The organism is Cellulomonas carbonis, from assembly GCF_014636275.1.
In the GTDB taxonomy this organism is placed as follows: domain Bacteria; phylum Actinomycetota; class Actinomycetes; order Actinomycetales; family Cellulomonadaceae; genus Actinotalea; species Actinotalea carbonis.
On the sequence record NZ_BMEB01000004.1, the window covers coordinates 177,610 to 194,868 of the forward strand.

Below are 17,259 nucleotides of genomic sequence, written 5' to 3' on the forward strand. Positions count from 1 at the left end.
GACGTCAGGTCGGGCCGATCGCCCCCTGAGGCCGCTCGGCAGTCACGTCCCGCTCGGCGTGCCGGTCGTGCTCGCCCGCCTCGGTGCCGGCCCGGGCGCGCTGCTGCGCGTACATCCGCTCGATGTAGGCCTCGAGCTCCGTCGCCTCGACGCGCCACACCCCGCGGCCCCCCACCTGGATCGCGGGCAGCTCGCCCGTCCGGACGAGCGCGTACGCCTGCGCGCTGGAGATGTTGAGGACCTCGGTGACGTCCGCGAGGGTGAGGAAGCGGGGCGGCATGCGGCCAGTCTGGCACGCAGCGGCTGGCGCTCCGCGTCGTCCACAGGGCTCCGCGGACGGGCCCCGGGCAGGCCCCTCGACACGGCATGATGGTCCGCGGCAATCGGGAGGAACCGGACACCGCGGGACGTGGTTCGACGTCCGGGCCTCCCTTTCGGGGCCGCCGTCGTCGGCGGTGGACACGCGGGGGACCCATGACCACGACGCAGGACCGCCGGACCGCACGAGCGGGGGAGCGCGTCCCGTACGACGACCTCCCCACCCCGGTGGCCGTGCGGCTGCGACGGCCGGGCTGGCGTGACCCGAGGCTCCTGCTCGGCGTCGCGCTCGTCGGGGTCTCCGTGCTCGTCGGTGCCTGGGCCGTCGGCACGGCCGGTCGGACGGTGCCCGTCCTCGTCGCCCGCGAGGCGCTCGTCCCGGGCGAGGCGGTGACCTCCGCCGACCTCGAGGTGCGCGAGGTGCGCCTCGGCACCGCGGACGGCCTCTACCTGGGCCCCGAGGACCTGGTCGACGGGCTCCACGCGAGCCGGACGGTCGCGGTCGGCGAGCTGGTCCCGGCGACAGCGGTCACGAACGAGGTCGACGCGGACCTGCGCACGGTGGCGGTGACCCCGCGGGGCCCGCTGTCGCGCGACGTCGTCGCGGGCGCCGAGGTCGAGCTGTGGCACGTCCCGGGCGACCGCACGGGCGGTGACGGCGGCGTCGCCGCGCCACGGCTGCTCGTCGCGTCCGCCACGGTCGCCGAGGTCGCCACGCCGTCGGGGGCCTTCACGACCGGCGGTGCGGTCAGCGTGCACGTGGTCGTCCCGCTCGACGTCCTGCCCGACGTCCTCGGTGCGGTCGCCGACGACGGCAGCGTCGAGGTCGTCCCGCTGCCCGGGCCGGCCGGCTCGTGAGCACGGGCGTCCTCTGCGCGGTCCGCGGGGCCGCGGAGGCGACCGCCGTCCAGCTGCTGGGGGAGTCCTCGCGCCTGGAGGTCACGCGTCGCTGCGCGGACCTCGCCGAGCTCCTCGCGTCGGCGGCGGCCGGGGCCGGTGCGGTGGCGGTGGTGACGGCGGGCGTCCCGGGCCTCGACCGTGAGGCGGTGCACCACCTGCACGGATCAGGCGTCTGGGTCGTCCTGCTCGTGGACGGGGTCGCCCCGTGGGAGGCCCTGCCCGCCGAGCTCGGCGCGGACGCCGTCCTCGACGTCCGCCACGTCGACGAGCTGCCCGCCGTGGTGACCGCCCTCCTCGACGAGGCGGGGCGGACAGGGGCGAGGCCCGGGTCGCCCACCCGCCCGGCGACGGCCGTGGATCCCGCGGCACGCCTGGAGGGTCCGGCACCGGACGCGGCCCCAGGTGGCGGCCGGCGGCCCGCCGAGGGCACGCTGGTCGCGGTCTGGGGGCCCACGGGGGCTCCCGGGCGGACGACCCTCGCGGTGAACCTCGCTGCCGAGCTCGCCGCGACGTCGGCCGAGCCCGCCGGAGGTTCGGCGCTGCTCGTCGACGCCGACACCTACGGCGGGACCGTGGCACCCGTGCTGGGGCTGCTCGACGAGGCGCCCGGCCTCGCCGCCGCCGCACGGGCGGCCGCGAGCGGTCGGCTCGACGTCGCCGTGCTGGCGACGCTGTCGCCGGTCCTCGACGGAGGACTCCGCGTCCTGTCTGGCATCAGCCGCGCCGACCGCTGGCCCGAGGTCGCACCCGCGAGCCTGGACGTGCTGTGGTCGGTCGCGCGCGAGCTCGTCAGGTGGACGGTCGTCGACTGCGGCTTCTGCCTCGAGGAGGACGAGCTCCTCGCGTACGACACCCGGGCGCCGCGGCGCAACGGTGCCACGCTGTCGGCCGTCGAGGCGGCGGACGTGCTCGTCGTCGTGGGCGCGGGTGACCCGATCGGCATGCAGCGGCTCGTGCGCGGTCTGGGCGAGCTGCGCGACCGCCTGCCCGCGGTCGAGCCGGTCGTCGTCGTGAACCGCGTGCGCGCGAGCGCGTCCGGGCCGCAGCCCGGCGACGCGATCCGTGACGCCCTGCACCGGTACGCAGGCGTGGCGGACGTCCGGCTCGTGCCTGACGACGGCCCGGCGTGCGACGCGGCCCTGCTCGCCGGCAGGACGCTCGTCGAGCACGTGCCGACGTCGCCGGCACGTCGTGCGGTGTCACGCCTCGCCGAGGAGGTCGTCGCGAGGCGGGCCCTCGTCACGGCACACTGAGCGGGTGCGGATCTACCTGCCGGCGACGCTCGCCGAGCTCGACTCGTCCACCGGGCTCACCCCCCGCGTCGTCCACGCCGTGACGGCCGGGCTGCGGGCGGCGCTCCCCGACGAGGACGAGGAGGGGCTGGAGTACGCGGCCCAGCTCCTCGCGGCCGACGACAGCCTGGACCTCCTGGAGCGGATGCCTCCCGGCCGACGTCGCCGCGTCGTCGTCGCGGCTGACGTGCCCGACGACGTCGTCGAGACGCTCGACGAGCCCGACCACGCACCGAGCGCGATCCGGCTGGTAGCGGGGGTCGGCTGGGGCGACGTGGCGTGCGCGCACGTCGACGAGCAGGCGGCCGAGTCGGACGTCGACGCGACGCTCGCGGGGGACGACGACGCCGCGGAGCGGCTCGCCGAGCGCGACCTCCTCTGGTACGACAGCACCGAGCTGGCTGCGCTCGCACGCGGCACCGCGCGCTGACGGCAGCTCGCAGGGCCCCGCCTCCGTGCGCCGGTCGTCCTGCGGCGACCTCCCCTGCGCTGCGGTCAGCCGCTGCCGAACGGGTCGAGGAACGCGCGGACCTGGTCGTGCAGCAGGCCGTTCGTGGCGAGTGCGGAACCCCCGAACGGGCCCGGCGTCCCCTCGACCGACGTGAACGTCCCGCCCGCCTCGGTGACGATGGGCACGAGCGCAGCCATGTCGTGCAGCGCCAGCTCGGGCTCGGCGGCGACGTCGACGGCACCCTCGGCGACGAGGACGTACGACCAGAAGTCCCCGTAGGCCCGTGTCCGCCACACCGCGCGTGTCAGGTCGAGGAACCCGCCGAGCAGGCCCCGGTCCTCCCAGCCGGACAGGCTGGAGTACGACAGCGACGCGTCCTCGAGCTGCGCGACCTTCGAGACCTGCAGACGCGTCGCCGACGCGAGCGACCTGCCCGTCCAGGCGCCGGCGTTCTCGGCGGCCCACCAGCGGCGGCCGAGCGCGGGCGCGCTGACGAGCCCGACCACGGGCCGTCCCGCGTCGATCAGCGCGATGAGCGTGGCCCAGACCGGGACCCCGCGCACGAAGTTCTTGGTGCCGTCGATCGGGTCGATGACCCACTGCCGCGGACCGTGACCCGTGTCGGGCATCTCCTCGCCGACCACGGCGTCGCGGGGCCGCGTCCGGGACAGCTGCTGCCGGACGATCTCCTCGGCGCTCCGGTCGGCGTCGGTCACGGGCGTCGTGTCCGGCTTCGTGTCGATCGTGAGGTCCTGCGCCCGGAACCGGCTCGTCGTCAGGCCGTCCACCTGGTCGGCGATCACGTGGGCGAGGCGCAGGTCGTCGTCGTACCCGGAGCGGACCGTCATGGCTGCACGCTAGCGCCCGACGACCGGGCCGTGAGCAGGCGTCGCAGCGAGTCGACGCGCTGGGCGCGGGCCGGGGCGTCCGGGCCGCCCTCGGCGACCCACGCGTCGAGTGCGCAGTCGGGCGCGTCGGAACCGTGGCTGCATCCGCGCGGGCACCGCTCCTCCGCCACGTCCGCGAGCTCCGGGAACGCCCCGAGCAGGTTCTCGACCTGGACGTGCGCGAGCCCGAACGAGCGGACCCCGGGGGTGTCGACGACCCAGCCGGCACGATCGGGCAGACGCAGCACGACCGCCGACGACGACGTGTGCCGACCGCGCCCGGTCACGTCGTTGACGTCGCCGGTGGCGCGCCCGGTGCCCGGGACCAGGGCGTTGACGAGCGTCGACTTGCCGACCCCCGAGTGGCCGACCAGCACCGACACCCTCCCCGTGAGCCGCTGCCGCAGGTCGTCGAGGCCGTCGATCGTGCGCCCGTCCGTGCCCTCGCGCACGGACGTGACGACGACCTCGACCCCGACCGGCGCGTAGAGCGCGACGAGCGGGTCCGGTGACGCGAGGTCGGCTTTCGTGAGGCACAGGAGCGCGTCCATGCCCGCGTCGTAGGCGGCCGCGACGACGCGGTCGATCATCCGGGTCCGCGGCTCCGGGTCCGCGAGGGCCGTGACGACGACGAGCTGGTCGGCGTTGGCGACGATCACGCGCTCGACGGGGTCCGTGTCGTCCGCCGTCCGGCGCAGCACCGTCCGTCGCTCGTGGACGCGGACGATCCGCGCGAGGCTCCCGCGGGTCCCGCTCGTGTCACCGACGACGTCCACGTGGTCACCGCAGACCACGCGCTCGCGCCCGAGCTCACGGGCCTTCATCGCGACGGCGGGTCGCTCGTCGGCCGTGTCGGGCGACACGAGGAGCGTGTAGCGCCCGCGGTCGACCCCCGTCACGAGGGCCTGGTCCGCATCGGCGTGGTCCGGTCGCTGCTTGGTCCGCGGCCGGGACCCCCGGGGGTTGGGGCGTGAGCGGACGTCGCTCTCGTCGTAGCGCCCGGCGATCCCGCTCATGCGGCGGCGGACGTCCTGGTCGCGGGGGCACCCGAGGTCATGCCACGAGGCTACCGGCGCACCCGGCGGGACGTCCGTCCGGGCCCGAGGCGGGGGTGGCTCCTGGCGTCGCGCAGCCCGCCCGGGGCTCAGCCGGACGTCCGCACCGGTCCGGTGCCGCGGCCCCGCTCAGTCGGTGACGCGGCGGGCCTCCTTGAGCGCGGCCTTGACCTCACGTCGCGCCTCGGCGACCGCCGCCCGCGCCTCCTTGGTGGTGGCCCGGTCGATGCGTGCGTGGCCGGCCCGCCACGCCAGACCGGGACGCCCTTCGAGGTCGACCGCGGCGATGATCGCGGCGCCGACGCGCGAGAGGTCCCCGAGGAACCGGTCGACGCCCTCGCCCCGACGGGTGAAGGGCTGGTCGACGACCGCGAGCGGGAGCGTCAGCACGGCGAGCGCGGCGGCGGCGGTCCGGGGCGCGCGCCCGACGGCGAGCGCGACGCCCGCGATCGCGACCGCGGCGCCGTGGATCCTCACGAGCGTGGTGAGCTGGGAGCGGTCGACCTGTGGCAGGTCGAGGCGGCCGGCGAGCGAGCGGTAGCCCTCCTCGGCACGGTCGACGTGCGCGTCGGGGTTGCGGACGGCGTCGACGCCGTCGGCGACGAACGCGGTGGCGAGCAGAGGCCTCGCGATCCTGCGGATCAGCATGGGTTGTCTCCTTGTCGACTCGACCCGGTCTGACTCGACCGACGTCCGCACGCTAACGCGTCACGGGTGACGGCGCGCCCGGGAATGCGCGGGGACCGTCCGCGCGTTCACCTGCTCATGAGCCCCTGCCTCACGGCGCACTCCGCGCCCGCGGCCGCCGTGCCGCTCGTCAGGGTCGGCGTCCACCCGCTCGCCGCCACGACGGGCGGCCCGCAGGTGGTGGCCACGAGGCTGTGGACCTCGGACGCGGGCCCGGACCGCATGACGCCGTGGACGTCGGACGCCGCGGCGCCGTCATGCGGTCTAGGCTCGTGGCCGATGAGCGAGGACACCCACCGCGCCCCGGTCGAGGAGGACGAGGCCGGCCGGGCCCAGCGGTTCGAGACAGAGGCGCTGGTCTACGTCGACCAGCTCTACTCCGCCGCGCTGCGCATGACCAGGAACCCGACCGACGCCGAGGACCTGGTCCAGGAGACGTTCGCCAAGGCGTTCGCAGCGTTCCACCAGTACCGGCCCGGCACCAACCTCAAGGCCTGGCTCTACCGCATCCTCACGAACACCTTCATCAACAGCTACCGCAAGAAGCAGCGGGAGCCGCTGCAGTCGGGCACCGAGGAGATCGAGGACTGGCAGATCGCCCGCGCGGCGTCGCACACCTCGACCGGGCTGCGCTCGGCCGAGGCGGAGGCGCTCGACGCGCTGCCCGACTCGGACGTGAAGGACGCGCTGCAGGCCATCGGCGAGGAGTTCCGGATCGCCGTCTACCTGGCCGACGTCGAGGGCTTCGCCTACAAGGAGATCGCCGAGATCATGGGCACGCCGATCGGGACGGTGATGTCCCGGCTCCACCGAGGCCGACGCCAGCTGCGCGAGCTGCTGACCGACTACGCGCGCGAGCGCGGTCTCGTCCCGTCGAACGAGGGAGGTGCGTCGTGAGCGACACGACCCGTCGCCCCGCCGACTGCGGCGAGGCCCTGGAGCGGCTGTTCGAGTTCCTCGACCACGAGATCCACGAGGCCGACGGGGACAGGATCCGTCAGCACCTCGCCGACTGCGAGCCGTGCCTCGCGGAGTACGACGTCGAGGACCACCTCAAGCGGCTGGTCAAGCGCTCGTGCCACGACCAGGCCCCCGAGCAGCTCCACGTGCGGATCCGGGAGCAGCTCACGATCCTGCGGACGCAGGTCCGCGAGTCCTGACCCCCGGTCCGGGTGGACGAAGGGCGGTGGACGCAGCTGCGTCCACCGCCCTTCTCACACCTGATCAGGCCGCCCTTCTCACACCTGATCAGGCGTTGGGGCGCCTGCCGTGGTTGGCGGCGCTGCCCTTGCGGGACCGGCGCTTGCGACCGCGCTTGCTCATCTGCGACTCCTCGGGACGTACCGGCCGGACCCTGACGTGCTCAGGGCCGGACACACGGACGCCATGGTCCCACACGGGGCGCCGTCGACGCGCACCGGGCTCGTGCCGTCGCCGTCCGACGGCGTGGGACCGGGCGACCCGCACCGCGGGCGTCCGGGTGACGTGCGACGGCCGGCCGCACGAGCGGCGCACCGCGCAGCGGTCGTGCACGCGGAATGTTCAAGTCCGGGCCCGATCCGGCCGATCTGAGGGCGTGACCCAGAGCCCTCAGTCGGTGATCCCGCTCCTGCACGCAGCGAGCAGCAGCAACGCGTCGGACCTCCACTGCAAGGTCGGCTCGCCGCCGCGCCTGCGCGTGGACGGTCGTCTGCGTCGCCTGCAGGTCCCGGACCTCACGCCCGAGGACATGGTGCACATGGTGGGCGAGGTGCTCCCGGTCAACCTCCGTGAGTCGTTCGTCGAGACCCATGAGGCCGACTTCGCGTTCTCGCTGCCCGGCGTGGGCCGCTTCCGCGTCAACGCCTACCAGGCGCGGGGCACGTACGGCATGGTCTTCCGACGCGTCGCGCACGGTGCGCAGAGCCTGGCCGAGCTGGGGCTGCCCGAGGTGGTCGGCGAGCTCGCGCTCGAGCCCCGGGGTCTGGTCCTCGTGACGGGCCCCACCGGCTCGGGCAAGACGACGACGCTCGCGTCGATGGTCGACCTCGTCAACTCGTACCGCGAGGTCAACATCGTCACGATCGAGGACCCGATCGAGGTCCTCCACCAGGACAAGAAGGCCATGGTGTCCCAGCGCGAGGTGCTGCACGACACGGCCGACTTCACGGTGGCCCTGCGCGCCGCGATGCGTCAGGACCCGGACGTGATCCTCGTCGGGGAGATGCGCGACGTCGAGACCGTCCGCGCGGCGCTCTCCGCGGCCGAGACGGGCCACCTGGTGATGTCGACGCTCCACACGATCGACGCGCAGGAGACGATCAACCGCATCGTCGACTTCTTCCAGCCGCACGAGCAGAAGCAGATCCGGGTCGCCCTCGCGAACGCGCTGCGCGGCATCGTGTCGCAGCGTCTCGTCCGCCGCGCGGACGGGAGCGGGCGCACCGTCGCCGTCGAGGTCATGGTCAACACCGGGCGGACGGCCGAGGCGATCATCGACCCGTCCGAGGCGCCCCCGATCGAGGACCTCATCGCCGACGGCGAGTTCTACAAGATGCAGACGTTCGACCAGCACCTGCTGGAGCTCGTGCGGGACGGACACGTCACGTACGACGAGGCGTGCTCGGTCGCGTCCAACCCTCAGGACCTCACGGTCGCGCTGCGAGGCGCCGGCGTCCTGGTCTGAGTCCGGACCGAGCCGCACCCCGAAGCGGGCGCGGCTCCGGCGACCTCGTCAGACGGCGTCGTCCGGCAGGCCGAGCCAGCGGTGCCAGCCGCCGTGCAGCACGAGCCACGCCATGAGCCCGTACCCGGCCTGGCCGGGCACGCGCCCGTCGCCCGAGGCGAGGTCCGCGAGCCACTGCTCGTGGTGGACGAGCGGCGTGAACATGTCGACGTAGGGGACGCCGCGTCGGCGAGCGACGTCGCCGAGCGCCGACGAGAGCTCCGCCTGGCGGCCCTGGTCCTCGTGCGCCCCTGGTGGCGGGCCGACGACGAAGGTCGCGACCTGCTTCTGCTCGGCGACGTCGAGCACGTTCGCGAGGTTGAGCCGGCTGCGCGCCAGCGAGATGCCTGCGGACAGGTCCGCGCGGCCGAGAGCGACGACGAGGTGGTGCGGCGAGTCGGACCGCGGGCCGAACCGGAGCGCGGTCTCACCCTCCCAGCGGCTGCTCAGGCCCGTCGTCGTCTCGCCCGGGACGGCGAGCGTCATGACGAGCGGGGGCGGCTCCGCGGGTGTGCGGGCCGCGACCCGGCCGACCCAGCCGAGGCCGCGCGGGTCACCTGCCCCGGCGACCAGCTCGTCGCCCACCACGCAGATGCGTGCTCCCGTCACGTCGCCTCCCGTCCGGCGCCGCGGGGTGCGGCGCGCGGCCCCCATCCTGCCGCACGGCCCGCACCGGGACGGTGAGCACGACACGGTGGGCCGGCACGGTGACCTGGCCCGGACGGGCCGGTCAGACGGTGTCGCGCGGGCCCCGAGGCGGCGGGCGGTGCCCGTACCCGTCCCCGCGGAGCGTCCGGGGGAGGGCGGAGGCGGACGAGACCGCCGTCGCGAGCACGGCCAGGATGAGGATGAGGTGCACGGTGTCCATGGCAGAAATCGTGCTCCCGACAAGATCCTGCCGCGAGTGGCAGAGGGGTCGCTCTGCGTCGATATCCCGCCATCGATGCGGCACACTCGACCCATGCTCCGATCCGTCGCCGCGATCGCGGTCCCCGGTGTCTCGCCGTTCGAGCTGGCCGTCGCGTGCGAGATCTTCGGCATCGACCGGACAGACACGGGAGGCCCGTCCTTCGACTTCGTCGTGTGCGGGGAGCGCCCTGGCCCGGTGCCGACCAAGCTCGGGATGGAGATCGTCGTCCATGCGGGCCTGGACGCCACGCACGACGCGGACCTGGTGGTCATGGCCGCGTACGGGGCGCCCGGCGCGCCGTCGGACGAGGTCCTCGACGCGCTCCGGGCTGCGCACGACCGGGGGGCCTGGGTCCTGAGCCTGTGCAGCGGGGCCTTCGCACTGGGCTGGGCCGGGCTCCTCGACGGCCGGCGCTGCACCACCCACTGGATGTACACCGAGGACCTCGCGGCCCGGTTCCCCGCCGCGACGGTCGACCCGGACGTCCTCTACGTCGAGGACCGCGGCGTCGTGACGAGCGCCGGGACGGCGGCCGGCGTCGACGCCGGCCTGCACCTCGTGCGCCGCGAGCTCGGCGCGACCGCCGCCGCCGCGATCGCGCGACGCATGGTGGTCCCCCCGCACCGCGACGGCGGGCAGGCGCAGTACATCGAGACCCCGGTGCCGGAGCGGGCCGACGGCGAGCTGGGACCCGTGCTCTCGTGGGTGCTGGACCACCTCGACGAGGAGATCACCGTCCCGCAGCTCGCGCGCCGGGCGCACATGTCGGAGCGGACCTTCGCCCGGCGGTTCCGCGCGGAGACCGGGACCACGCCGGCCGGGTGGACGGCACGGCAGCGTCTCCTGCGGGCGCAGGAGCTGCTCGAGCGGACGCCGCTGCCGGTCGAGGAGGTCGCACGCCGCGCGGGCTTCGGCGCGGCGCCCGCGATGCGGCACCACTTCGTCCGCGCGCTCGGCACGACGCCCACCGCGTACCGCCGGACGTTCGGCGGCCAGCCCGGGGACGCGAGCACGCGGTCCGCCAGCGGCGGCGAGGCCCGGCCGGCCTGACCTCGCCGCGTCGGCGTCCGGGCGTCGTCGGGCCGACGGCCCGGACGCAGGCGCGGGCGGGTGCCGGCCGCTGCCGCTCCGCCCGACGCCTCAGCGCTCGAACGCCCCCTGCACCAGCTCGGCCTGCTCGCGGGCGTGGGTCTTGGCCGAGCCCGCCGCCGGGGAGGCCGCGGCGGGGCGCGAGACCACGCGCAGCGGGCGACCGAGCAGCGACGGCAGCGCGTTGCTCATGAACGTCCAGCCGCCCTGGTTCTCCGGCTCCTCCTGGACCCAGACCAGCTCGGCGTCGCCGAACGGCTCGAGGGCGGTCCGGAAGGCGTCGGCGTCGAGCGGGTACAGCTGCTCGACGCGCACGAGGGCCGTCCGCTCGTCGCCCCGCTTGGCGCGCTCGGCGAGGAGGTCGTAGTAGACCTTCCCGGCGCTCAGCACGACGCGGTCGACCTGGCCCCGCACGTCGGCGGGCAGGTGCTCGTCGGGGACGACCGGCCGGAAGGTCCCGGTCGTGAAGTCCTCGACCGCGGACGCGGCCGCCTTGAGCCGCAGCATCGACTTCGGCGTCGCGACCACGAGGGGGCGGCGCGGGCGGTCGTACGCCTGACGCCGCAGCAGGTGGAAGTACGACGCCGGCGTGGTCGGCATCGCGACCGTCATGTTGTCCTCGGCGCACAGCTGCAGGAACCGCTCGACGCGTGCGGAGGAGTGGTCCGGTCCCTGACCCTCGAAGCCGTGCGGCAGCAGCAGGACGACGGACGACCGTTGGCCCCACTTCTGCTCCGACGACGAGACGAACTCGTCGATGATCGTCTGGGCGCCGTTGACGAAGTCGCCGAACTGCGCCTCCCAGAGCACGAGCGCGTCCGGGCGCTCCACCGAGTACCCGTACTCGAACCCGAGGGCCGCGAACTCCGACAGCGACGAGTCGTACACCCAGAACTTCGCCTGGTCGCTCGAGAGGTACAGCAGGGGCGTCCACTCGGCCCCCGTGCGGCGGTCGTGGAGGACGGCGTGCCGCTGCACGAAGGTGCCGCGTCGCGAGTCCTGGCCGGCGAGCCGCACCGGCGTGCCCTCGACCAGGAGGGACCCGAAGGCGAGGAGCTCGCCGTAGCCCCAGTCGATCCCGCCCTCGCGCGACATCTGCTCGCGCTTGGCGAGGAGCTGCTCGAGCTTGGGGTGCACCGAGAAGCCCTCGGGCGGGCGGACGTGCGCACGGCCGATCCGCGCCAGCACCTCGGGTTCGACCGCGGTGCGCCAGCCGACCATGGTCCCGGCGTCCTCGAGCTGCGACTCGGGCTTCTCCAGGCCGGCGATCGGCTCGGTGCCCGCCGGTGCCTGGTACCCCACCTCGCGCGTCTCGGTGAAGACCCGCTCGAGCTGGGACTGGTAGTCCTGGAGCGCCTGCGCGGCCTCCTCGACGGTGATGTCGCCCCTGCTCACAAGCGCCTCGGTGTAGAGCTTGCGCACCGAGCGCTTCGCCTCGATGAGGTTGTACATCAGCGGCTGCGTCATCGAGGGGTCGTCGCCCTCGTTGTGCCCGCGGCGGCGGTAGCACACCATGTCGATGATCACGTCGCGGTCGAACTGCTCGCGGAACTCGAAGGCGAGCTCGGCCACGCGGACGCACGCCTCGGGGTCGTCCCCGTTGACGTGGAAGATCGGGACCTGGAGACCCTTGGCGACGTCGGTCGCGTAGTGCGTCGAGCGCGACGACGACGGCCCGGTCGTGAAGCCCACCTGGTTGTTGACGATGACGTGCACGGTGCCGCCCGTGCGGTACCCGCGCAGCTGCGACAGGTTGAGCGTCTCGACGACGACGCCCTGGCCGGCGAACGCCGCGTCGCCGTGCACGAGGACGGGGAGGACGGAGAACCCGTCGCCGCCGAGGTCGATGCGGTCCTGCTTGGCGCGGACGACGCCCTCGAGGACGGGGTCGACCGCCTCGAGGTGCGAGGGGTTGGCCGCGAGGTACACGCCCGTCGTCGCACCCGACTCGGCCGTGAAGGTCCCCTCGGTGCCGAGGTGGTACTTGACGTCGCCCGAGCCCTGGACGCTCTTCGGGTCCTGGTTGCCCTCGAACTCCGAGAAGATCTGCGCGTAGCTCTTGCCCGCGATGTTCGCCAGCACGTTCAGCCGACCGCGGTGCGCCATGCCGATGCAGACCTCGTCGAGGCCGTTCTCGGCGGCCTTCGACAGCACGGCGTCCAGGAGCGGGATGAGGGACTCGCCGCCCTCGAGCGAGAACCGCTTCTGCCCGACGTACTTGGTCTGCAGGAACGTCTCGAACGCCTCGGCGGCGTTGAGGCGCCGAAGGATGCGCAGCTGGTCCTCGCGCGGCGTGCGGGCGTAGCCGGACTCGAGGCGCTCCTGGAGCCAGCGGCGCTGACGCGGGTCCTGCAGGTGCATGTACTCGGCGCCGATCGTGCGGCAGTACGAGTCGCGCAGCAGGCCGAGGATCTCGCGCAGCGTCGCCTTGGGGCGTCCGGTGAACCCGGCGGTGGGGAAGACGCGGTCGAGGTCCCACAGCGTCAGGCCGTGGTTCTGGATGTCCAGGTCGGGGTGACGTCGCTGGCGGTAGGCCAGCGGGTCCGTCTCGGCCATGAGGTGCCCGCGCGAGCGGTAGGCGTGGATGAGCTCGGCGATGCGCGCGGGCTTGGCGGCCTCGGTGTCGGCGTCGACCGTGTTGTCGCGGACCCAGCGCACGGGCTCGTACGGGACGCGCATCGCGGTGAAGACGCGGTCGTAGAACCCGCCCTCACCGAGGAGCTTGGCGGCGACCACGCGCAGGAAGTCGCCGGACTGCGCACCCTGGATGATGCGGTGGTCGTAGGTCGACGTCAGCGTGAGGACCTTCGAGATGCCCAGGCGTGCGAGCTGCTCGTCCGACGCGCCCTGGAACTCGGCGGGGTAGTCCATCGCACCGACGCCGATGATCGTCCCCTGGCCCGCCATGAGGCGCGGAACGGAGTGCACCGTGCCGATCGTGCCGGGGTTCGTCAGGGTGATCGTCGTGCCCTGGAAGTCCTCGGGCGTGAGCTTGTTGTTGCGCGCGCGGCGGACGAGGTCCTCGTACGCGGCGAGGAACTGGCCGAAGTCCATCGAGTCGGCGGCCTTGATGCTCGGCACGAGCAGCTGGCGCGTGCCGTCGGGCTTCGCGAGGTCGATCGCGAGGCCGAAGTTGACCGCACCCGGCTGGACGACCGCCGGCTTGCCGTCCACGAGCGTGTAGCCCGCGTTCATCTCCGGCATCTCGGCGAGCGCCTCGACGACCGCGTACCCGATGAGGTGCGTGAACGAGACCTTGCCGCCGCGCGTGCGGCTCAGGTGGTTGTTGACGACGATCCGGTTGTCCACCATGAGCTTGGCCGGGACGGCGCGGACCGACGTCGCGGTCGGGACGGAGAGGCTCGCCTCCATGTTGGTCACGACGCGCGCGGCCGGACCGCGCAGGCGCTCGACGGCCGCCTCGGTCGACGGCCGCTGCTCGAGGCGCGACGACGGGACCTGCGCGTACGGCGCGGTGGCGGGCTGCGCCGCCGCGACGGGTGCTGGGGCGTCGGGTCGGGGCTCGCGGGGCGTCCGCGGCGTGGCCTGGGCCGGTGAGCGCTGGGCGCGCGGCTCCGGCGCCGGCCGGTCCGACGGCTCGGTGGGAGCCGGGGTCGCGGGGGAGGGCTGCTGCGTCGCAGCGCCCGAGGCGCGTGCGCTCGTCGCGCCCTGGCCGTCGCCCTGGGGCGCCTTCGCCGAGGTCTGCGTGGGAGCGCCCTGGGCCGGTGCCGGCCGCGCGGCGGGGGCGCCCGGGGCGCCGGTCGACGCCCCGTTGCCCTCACCGGGCCGGTAGTCCTCGAAGAAGTCCCACCACGCGGGGTCGACCGCGTCCCGGTCCTTCAGGTACTGGTCGTACAGCTCGTCGACCAGCCACTGGTTCGCTCCGAACTGCGCCGCTGCATCCGGGTGCGCCTTCTGGGACACGCGAGGATCGCCCTCTTCCAAGCACGGGACCTAGGGCCGTTGTCCGGCCCTCTCTCGTGGTCCACCCTAGGCCACCCGGAGGCGTGGGACGCGCCGTGACGGACCGCCGGACGGGTGCTCGTGGGCCTCGCCGACGGCCCGGGACGGCCCAGGTCATGACGCGGTCAGCGGTCCGCCGGAGGCCGGCCAAGAGGCCGTCAGGCGGTCGTCAGGTGATGTCGCGCCGGAACGTCGTCGCGCGGCCGATCGCCGCCAGGACGAGCGCGTACGCCGCCAGGACGAGACCGCCCTGCCACCACTCGAGGAGGTCGCCCGCCCCCACCGCCGTGTAGATGCTCGACCCCACGAGGGCCTCGGCCGCGGCGCCCGGCAGGAACCTCGTCACCGGCTGCCCCCACTCGAGGCTGCCCAGGAACAGCCTGAGCAGCGGCTCCACGAGCTGGTTGTACGCGAGCACGACGACGACGGCGGCGACCTGGTTCGTGAGCACCGTCCCGAAGCCGACGCCCAGGACGGCCCAGAGCCCGAGCGCGAGCACCGACAGCGCGAGGCCGCGCAGGACCTCGGGCTCACCCAGGGCGGTCTCACCGCCGGTGAGCGTGAGGACGGTCGCGCCGCCGGCGACGGTGGCCGCGGTGCCCACGAGCCCGAACAGCAGGCCCACGGGCAGCGCGGCGAGCAGCTTCGCCCCGAGGACGACGCCGCGCCGAGGCTCGGCCAGGAGCGTGGGCGTGATGGTCATGTGCCGCAGCTCGCCCGTCACGGCGAGCGCCCCGACCACCACGGGGAAGACGTACCCGAAGCCCGCCGCGACGGAGTACACCGAGAGCGCGACGTCCGTCGGCGTGAGCGCCGGCAGGCCCTCGCCGCCGCCCATGCCGCCCTGGTCGGCCGGGACGCTGAACGTGAACGCGAGCGACGCGCCCATGAACACCATGACGAGGGCCATGGCCACGAGCAGGACCCACCACAGCCGCGTCGTGACGAGCTTGCGGTACTCCGTCAGCAGTGCGGCCCTCATGACCGGACCCCCGCCGGCTCGTCCGCGGGTGGTGCCGTGAGGCGCAGGAAGATCTCCTCGAGCCCGACCGAGAGCGACGCGAGCTCGTGCAGCTCGAGCCCCGCGTCGAACGCGGCCCGCCCTGCCTCGGCCGGCTCGACGCCGTCGACCTCGACGGCTCCCGGGGCGAGCCGACGCACGGCCGCACCCCAGCGGCCGGTGACCCGGTCGAGCCCGTCGGGGTCGGGTGAGCGCAGGCGTGTCCCGGTCCGCTCGAGCGCCGCGAGCCCCGCGAGCGACGACGCGTGGACGAGGCGCCCCCGGGCGATGATCACGACGTCGTCGACGGTCTGCTGGACCTCCGACAGGACGTGGCTCGAGACGAGGACGGTGCGTCCCTCGCCCGCGAGGAAGCGCAGCAGGTCCCGCAGCCACCGGATCCCCTCGGGGTCGAGCCCGTTGGCGGGCTCGTCCAGGACCAGCACGCGCGGGTCGCCGAGCAGCGTCGTCGCGAGTCCGAGGCGCTGCCGCATGCCCAGCGAGTAGCCCCCCACGCGCCTGCCCGCGACGTCGGCGAGCCCGACCAGGCCGAGGACCTCGTCGCAGCGTGCGTCGTCGACCCCGACCTGCGGCGCGTAGACGCGCAGGTGGTCCCGTGCCGTCCGCCCGGGGTGGAAGCTCGCGGCCTCGAGCGCCGCGCCCACGACGCGCTGGGGGCGGGGGATCTCGGTGTACCGGCGACCCCCGATGGTCGCCGTGCCGGCGGTCGGGCGGACCAGGCCGAGCAGCGCGCGCAGCGTGGTCGTCTTCCCCGCGCCGTTGGGCCCGAGGAACCCGGTGACGCGCCCGGGCCGGACCTCGAAGGTGAGGTCGTCCACCGCGCGCACCGGGCCGAAGGTCTTCGTCAGGCCGTGCACCGCGATGACGCCGTCGTCCCGGGCCGGGGCGGGTGCCGTGTCCGCGAAGCTCACGGCGCGAGGCTAGCGGGGTGGCGCGCCGCCCGGGGCCGGTTCGCGGGGAGCCGTACGCGCATCACGCAGCCGGTGGCCGAGTCGGCGACCTCGACCGTCCCCCCGTGCAGGCCTACGGCCCAGCGGACGATCGCCAGGCCCAGGCCCGTGCCGCCCGTGCTCGTGCGCCCCTGGCCCGGTGCGTTGCCGCGCTGGAAGCGCTCGAAGACCCGCTGCCGGTCGGCGGGGGCGATGCCCGGCCCGTCGTCGGCGACGTCGAGCACGACGTCCCGGCCCTGCCGCCGCGCGGAGAGGCGGACCTCACCGCCCGTCGGTGAGTGCCGGACGGCGTTCTGGAGGAGGTTGAGGACCACCTGGTGCAGGCGCTCGGAGTCGGCGGGGACCGTCAGGTCCCCGGGCTCGACGTCGACCGTGAAGCGCAGGTCCTTGTCGGTCGCGACCGGGCGCACGTCGTCCGCGGTCCGCTCGAGGAAGCGCTGGAGGCCCACGTCGCGCACCTCGAGCGCGACCGCACCCGCCTCGATGCGGGACAGGTCCAGCAGGTAGGTGACCAGCCGGCCGAGCCGCTCGACCTGCTGAAGCGCGGACTCCAGGGCGGGGGCGTCCGGCTCCGTCACGCCGTCGACCATGTTCTCGAGCTGGGCGCGCAGCGCCGCGACGGGCGTGCGGAGCTCGTGCGACACGTTGGCGACCATCTCGCGGCGCAGCGTGTCGACCTGCTCGAGGTCCTCGGCCATGCGGTTGAACGCGTCGGCGAGCTGGCCGACCTCGTCCCGGCTCGTCGCACGGACGCGTTGCGAGTAGTCGCCGCCCGCCATCGCCCGCGCGGCCGCCGTCATCTCGCGCAGGGGGGACGTCATGCCGCGGGCGAGGACCTGCACCGCGAGGACGCCCACGACGACCGCGAGCGGCAGGGTCCTGGTCGGTCCGAGCTGGTTGTACAGGCCGGCCCACGTGACGAACGCAGCGAGCGTGACCGTGGCCGTGACGAGCACGCCGAGCTTGATCTTGATCGACGAGAACCGGTCGAGGGGCCGGACGTCGGGCAGGCGGCCGTGGCGCGGCGGCACG

At 74.5% G+C, this 17,259-nt stretch carries 18 protein-coding genes; 7 read left to right on the forward strand and 11 right to left on the reverse strand.

Features of this window, described 5'->3' with window-relative positions:
* Positions 1-4: 4 nt before the first annotated feature.
* A complete protein-coding gene (locus IEV86_RS13160; RefSeq protein ID WP_052426374.1) occupies positions 5-280 on the reverse strand; it encodes a helix-turn-helix domain-containing protein in 276 nt (91 codons plus the stop codon).
* A gap of 194 nt (positions 281-474) precedes the next feature.
* On the opposite strand from IEV86_RS13160, the gene IEV86_RS13165 reads away from it, so the two are divergent.
* Genes IEV86_RS13165 through IEV86_RS13175 form a run of 3 tightly spaced genes read left to right on the forward strand, consistent with a single transcriptional unit; the run spans position 475 to position 2,940 of the window.
* Positions 475-1,176: an SAF domain-containing protein gene (locus tag IEV86_RS13165; protein ID WP_052426375.1), complete on the forward strand. Its 702-nt coding sequence runs from the start codon at positions 475-477 to the stop codon at positions 1,174-1,176.
* Complete coding sequence (locus IEV86_RS13170) at positions 1,173-2,471, forward strand: CpaE/TadZ family protein (RefSeq protein ID WP_043608099.1); 1,299 nt, start codon at positions 1,173-1,175, stop codon at positions 2,469-2,471. Before IEV86_RS13165 ends, IEV86_RS13170 begins: the two co-directional genes overlap by 4 nt.
* A gap of 4 nt (positions 2,472-2,475) precedes the next feature.
* Positions 2,476-2,940: a DUF6912 family protein gene (locus tag IEV86_RS13175; protein WP_043608100.1), complete on the forward strand. Its 465-nt coding sequence runs from the start codon at positions 2,476-2,478 to the stop codon at positions 2,938-2,940.
* Between the two features lie 65 nt (positions 2,941-3,005).
* Here IEV86_RS13175 and hisN read toward each other — a convergent pair whose 3' ends face one another.
* The 3 genes from hisN to IEV86_RS13190 form a co-directional block, all read right to left on the reverse strand.
* The gene (gene hisN, locus IEV86_RS13180; RefSeq protein ID WP_043608103.1) at positions 3,006-3,809 is read right to left on the reverse strand and encodes a histidinol-phosphatase; all 804 of its coding nucleotides are present in this window, start codon (positions 3,807-3,809) and stop codon (positions 3,006-3,008) included.
* Positions 3,806-4,864, reverse strand: a complete 1,059-nt coding sequence (rsgA, locus tag IEV86_RS13185; protein WP_043608106.1) for a ribosome small subunit-dependent GTPase A — start codon at positions 4,862-4,864, stop codon at positions 3,806-3,808. The genes hisN and rsgA overlap by 4 nt, the downstream gene beginning before the upstream one ends.
* A 168-nt stretch (positions 4,865-5,032) precedes the next feature.
* Positions 5,033-5,551 (reverse strand): DoxX family membrane protein, encoded by a 519-nt coding sequence (locus IEV86_RS13190; protein ID WP_052426376.1) that lies wholly within the window; start codon positions 5,549-5,551, stop codon positions 5,033-5,035.
* 261 nt (positions 5,552-5,812) lie between these two features.
* On the opposite strand from IEV86_RS13190, the gene IEV86_RS13195 reads away from it, so the two are divergent.
* Together IEV86_RS13195 and rsrA are read left to right on the forward strand one after the other, a co-directional pair.
* Positions 5,813-6,487: a sigma-70 family RNA polymerase sigma factor gene (locus tag IEV86_RS13195; protein WP_081978838.1), complete on the forward strand. Its 675-nt coding sequence runs from the start codon at positions 5,813-5,815 to the stop codon at positions 6,485-6,487.
* Entirely contained in the window at positions 6,484-6,750 is a 267-nt protein-coding gene (gene rsrA, locus IEV86_RS13200; protein WP_043608108.1) for a mycothiol system anti-sigma-R factor, read from the forward strand. The genes IEV86_RS13195 and rsrA overlap by 4 nt, the downstream gene beginning before the upstream one ends.
* A gap of 88 nt (positions 6,751-6,838) precedes the next feature.
* Here rsrA and IEV86_RS18285 read toward each other — a convergent pair whose 3' ends face one another.
* Complete coding sequence (locus IEV86_RS18285) at positions 6,839-6,913, reverse strand: 50S ribosomal protein bL37 (protein ID WP_370449906.1); 75 nt, start codon at positions 6,911-6,913, stop codon at positions 6,839-6,841.
* A 253-nt stretch (positions 6,914-7,166) separates the two neighbouring features.
* On the opposite strand from IEV86_RS18285, the gene IEV86_RS13205 reads away from it, so the two are divergent.
* The gene (locus tag IEV86_RS13205; RefSeq protein ID WP_043610325.1) at positions 7,167-8,255 is read left to right on the forward strand and encodes a type IV pilus twitching motility protein PilT; all 1,089 of its coding nucleotides are present in this window, start codon (positions 7,167-7,169) and stop codon (positions 8,253-8,255) included.
* Between the two features lie 48 nt (positions 8,256-8,303).
* Here the strand turns inward: IEV86_RS13205 and IEV86_RS13210 are convergent, their stop codons facing one another.
* Positions 8,304-8,948, reverse strand: a complete 645-nt coding sequence (locus IEV86_RS13210) for a GDSL-type esterase/lipase family protein (RefSeq protein ID WP_052426577.1) — start codon at positions 8,946-8,948, stop codon at positions 8,304-8,306.
* Between the two features lie 76 nt (positions 8,949-9,024).
* Positions 9,025-9,162, reverse strand: a complete 138-nt coding sequence (locus IEV86_RS13215) for a hypothetical protein (RefSeq protein ID WP_161784088.1) — start codon at positions 9,160-9,162, stop codon at positions 9,025-9,027.
* 93 nt (positions 9,163-9,255) lie between these two features.
* On the opposite strand from IEV86_RS13215, the gene IEV86_RS13220 reads away from it, so the two are divergent.
* The gene (locus IEV86_RS13220; RefSeq protein WP_052426578.1) at positions 9,256-10,254 is read left to right on the forward strand and encodes a GlxA family transcriptional regulator; all 999 of its coding nucleotides are present in this window, start codon (positions 9,256-9,258) and stop codon (positions 10,252-10,254) included.
* A 90-nt stretch (positions 10,255-10,344) separates the two neighbouring features.
* On the opposite strand, the gene IEV86_RS13225 is transcribed toward IEV86_RS13220, so the two are convergent.
* From IEV86_RS13225 to IEV86_RS13240, 4 genes are all read right to left on the reverse strand, one after another.
* Complete coding sequence (locus tag IEV86_RS13225; protein WP_188484704.1) at positions 10,345-14,217, reverse strand: multifunctional oxoglutarate decarboxylase/oxoglutarate dehydrogenase thiamine pyrophosphate-binding subunit/dihydrolipoyllysine-residue succinyltransferase subunit; 3,873 nt, start codon at positions 14,215-14,217, stop codon at positions 10,345-10,347.
* A 208-nt stretch (positions 14,218-14,425) separates the two neighbouring features.
* The gene (locus IEV86_RS13230) at positions 14,426-15,238 is read right to left on the reverse strand and encodes an ABC transporter permease (RefSeq protein ID WP_043607087.1); all 813 of its coding nucleotides are present in this window, start codon (positions 15,236-15,238) and stop codon (positions 14,426-14,428) included.
* Positions 15,235-16,188, reverse strand: coding sequence for an ABC transporter ATP-binding protein (locus IEV86_RS13235; protein WP_052426249.1), 954 nt, complete (start codon positions 16,186-16,188; stop codon positions 15,235-15,237). Before IEV86_RS13235 ends, IEV86_RS13230 begins: the two co-directional genes overlap by 4 nt.
* The gene (locus IEV86_RS13240) at positions 16,185-17,258 is read right to left on the reverse strand and encodes a HAMP domain-containing sensor histidine kinase (RefSeq protein WP_043607089.1); all 1,074 of its coding nucleotides are present in this window, start codon (positions 17,256-17,258) and stop codon (positions 16,185-16,187) included. The genes IEV86_RS13235 and IEV86_RS13240 overlap by 4 nt, the downstream gene beginning before the upstream one ends.
* Position 17,259: the final 1 nt, after the last annotated feature.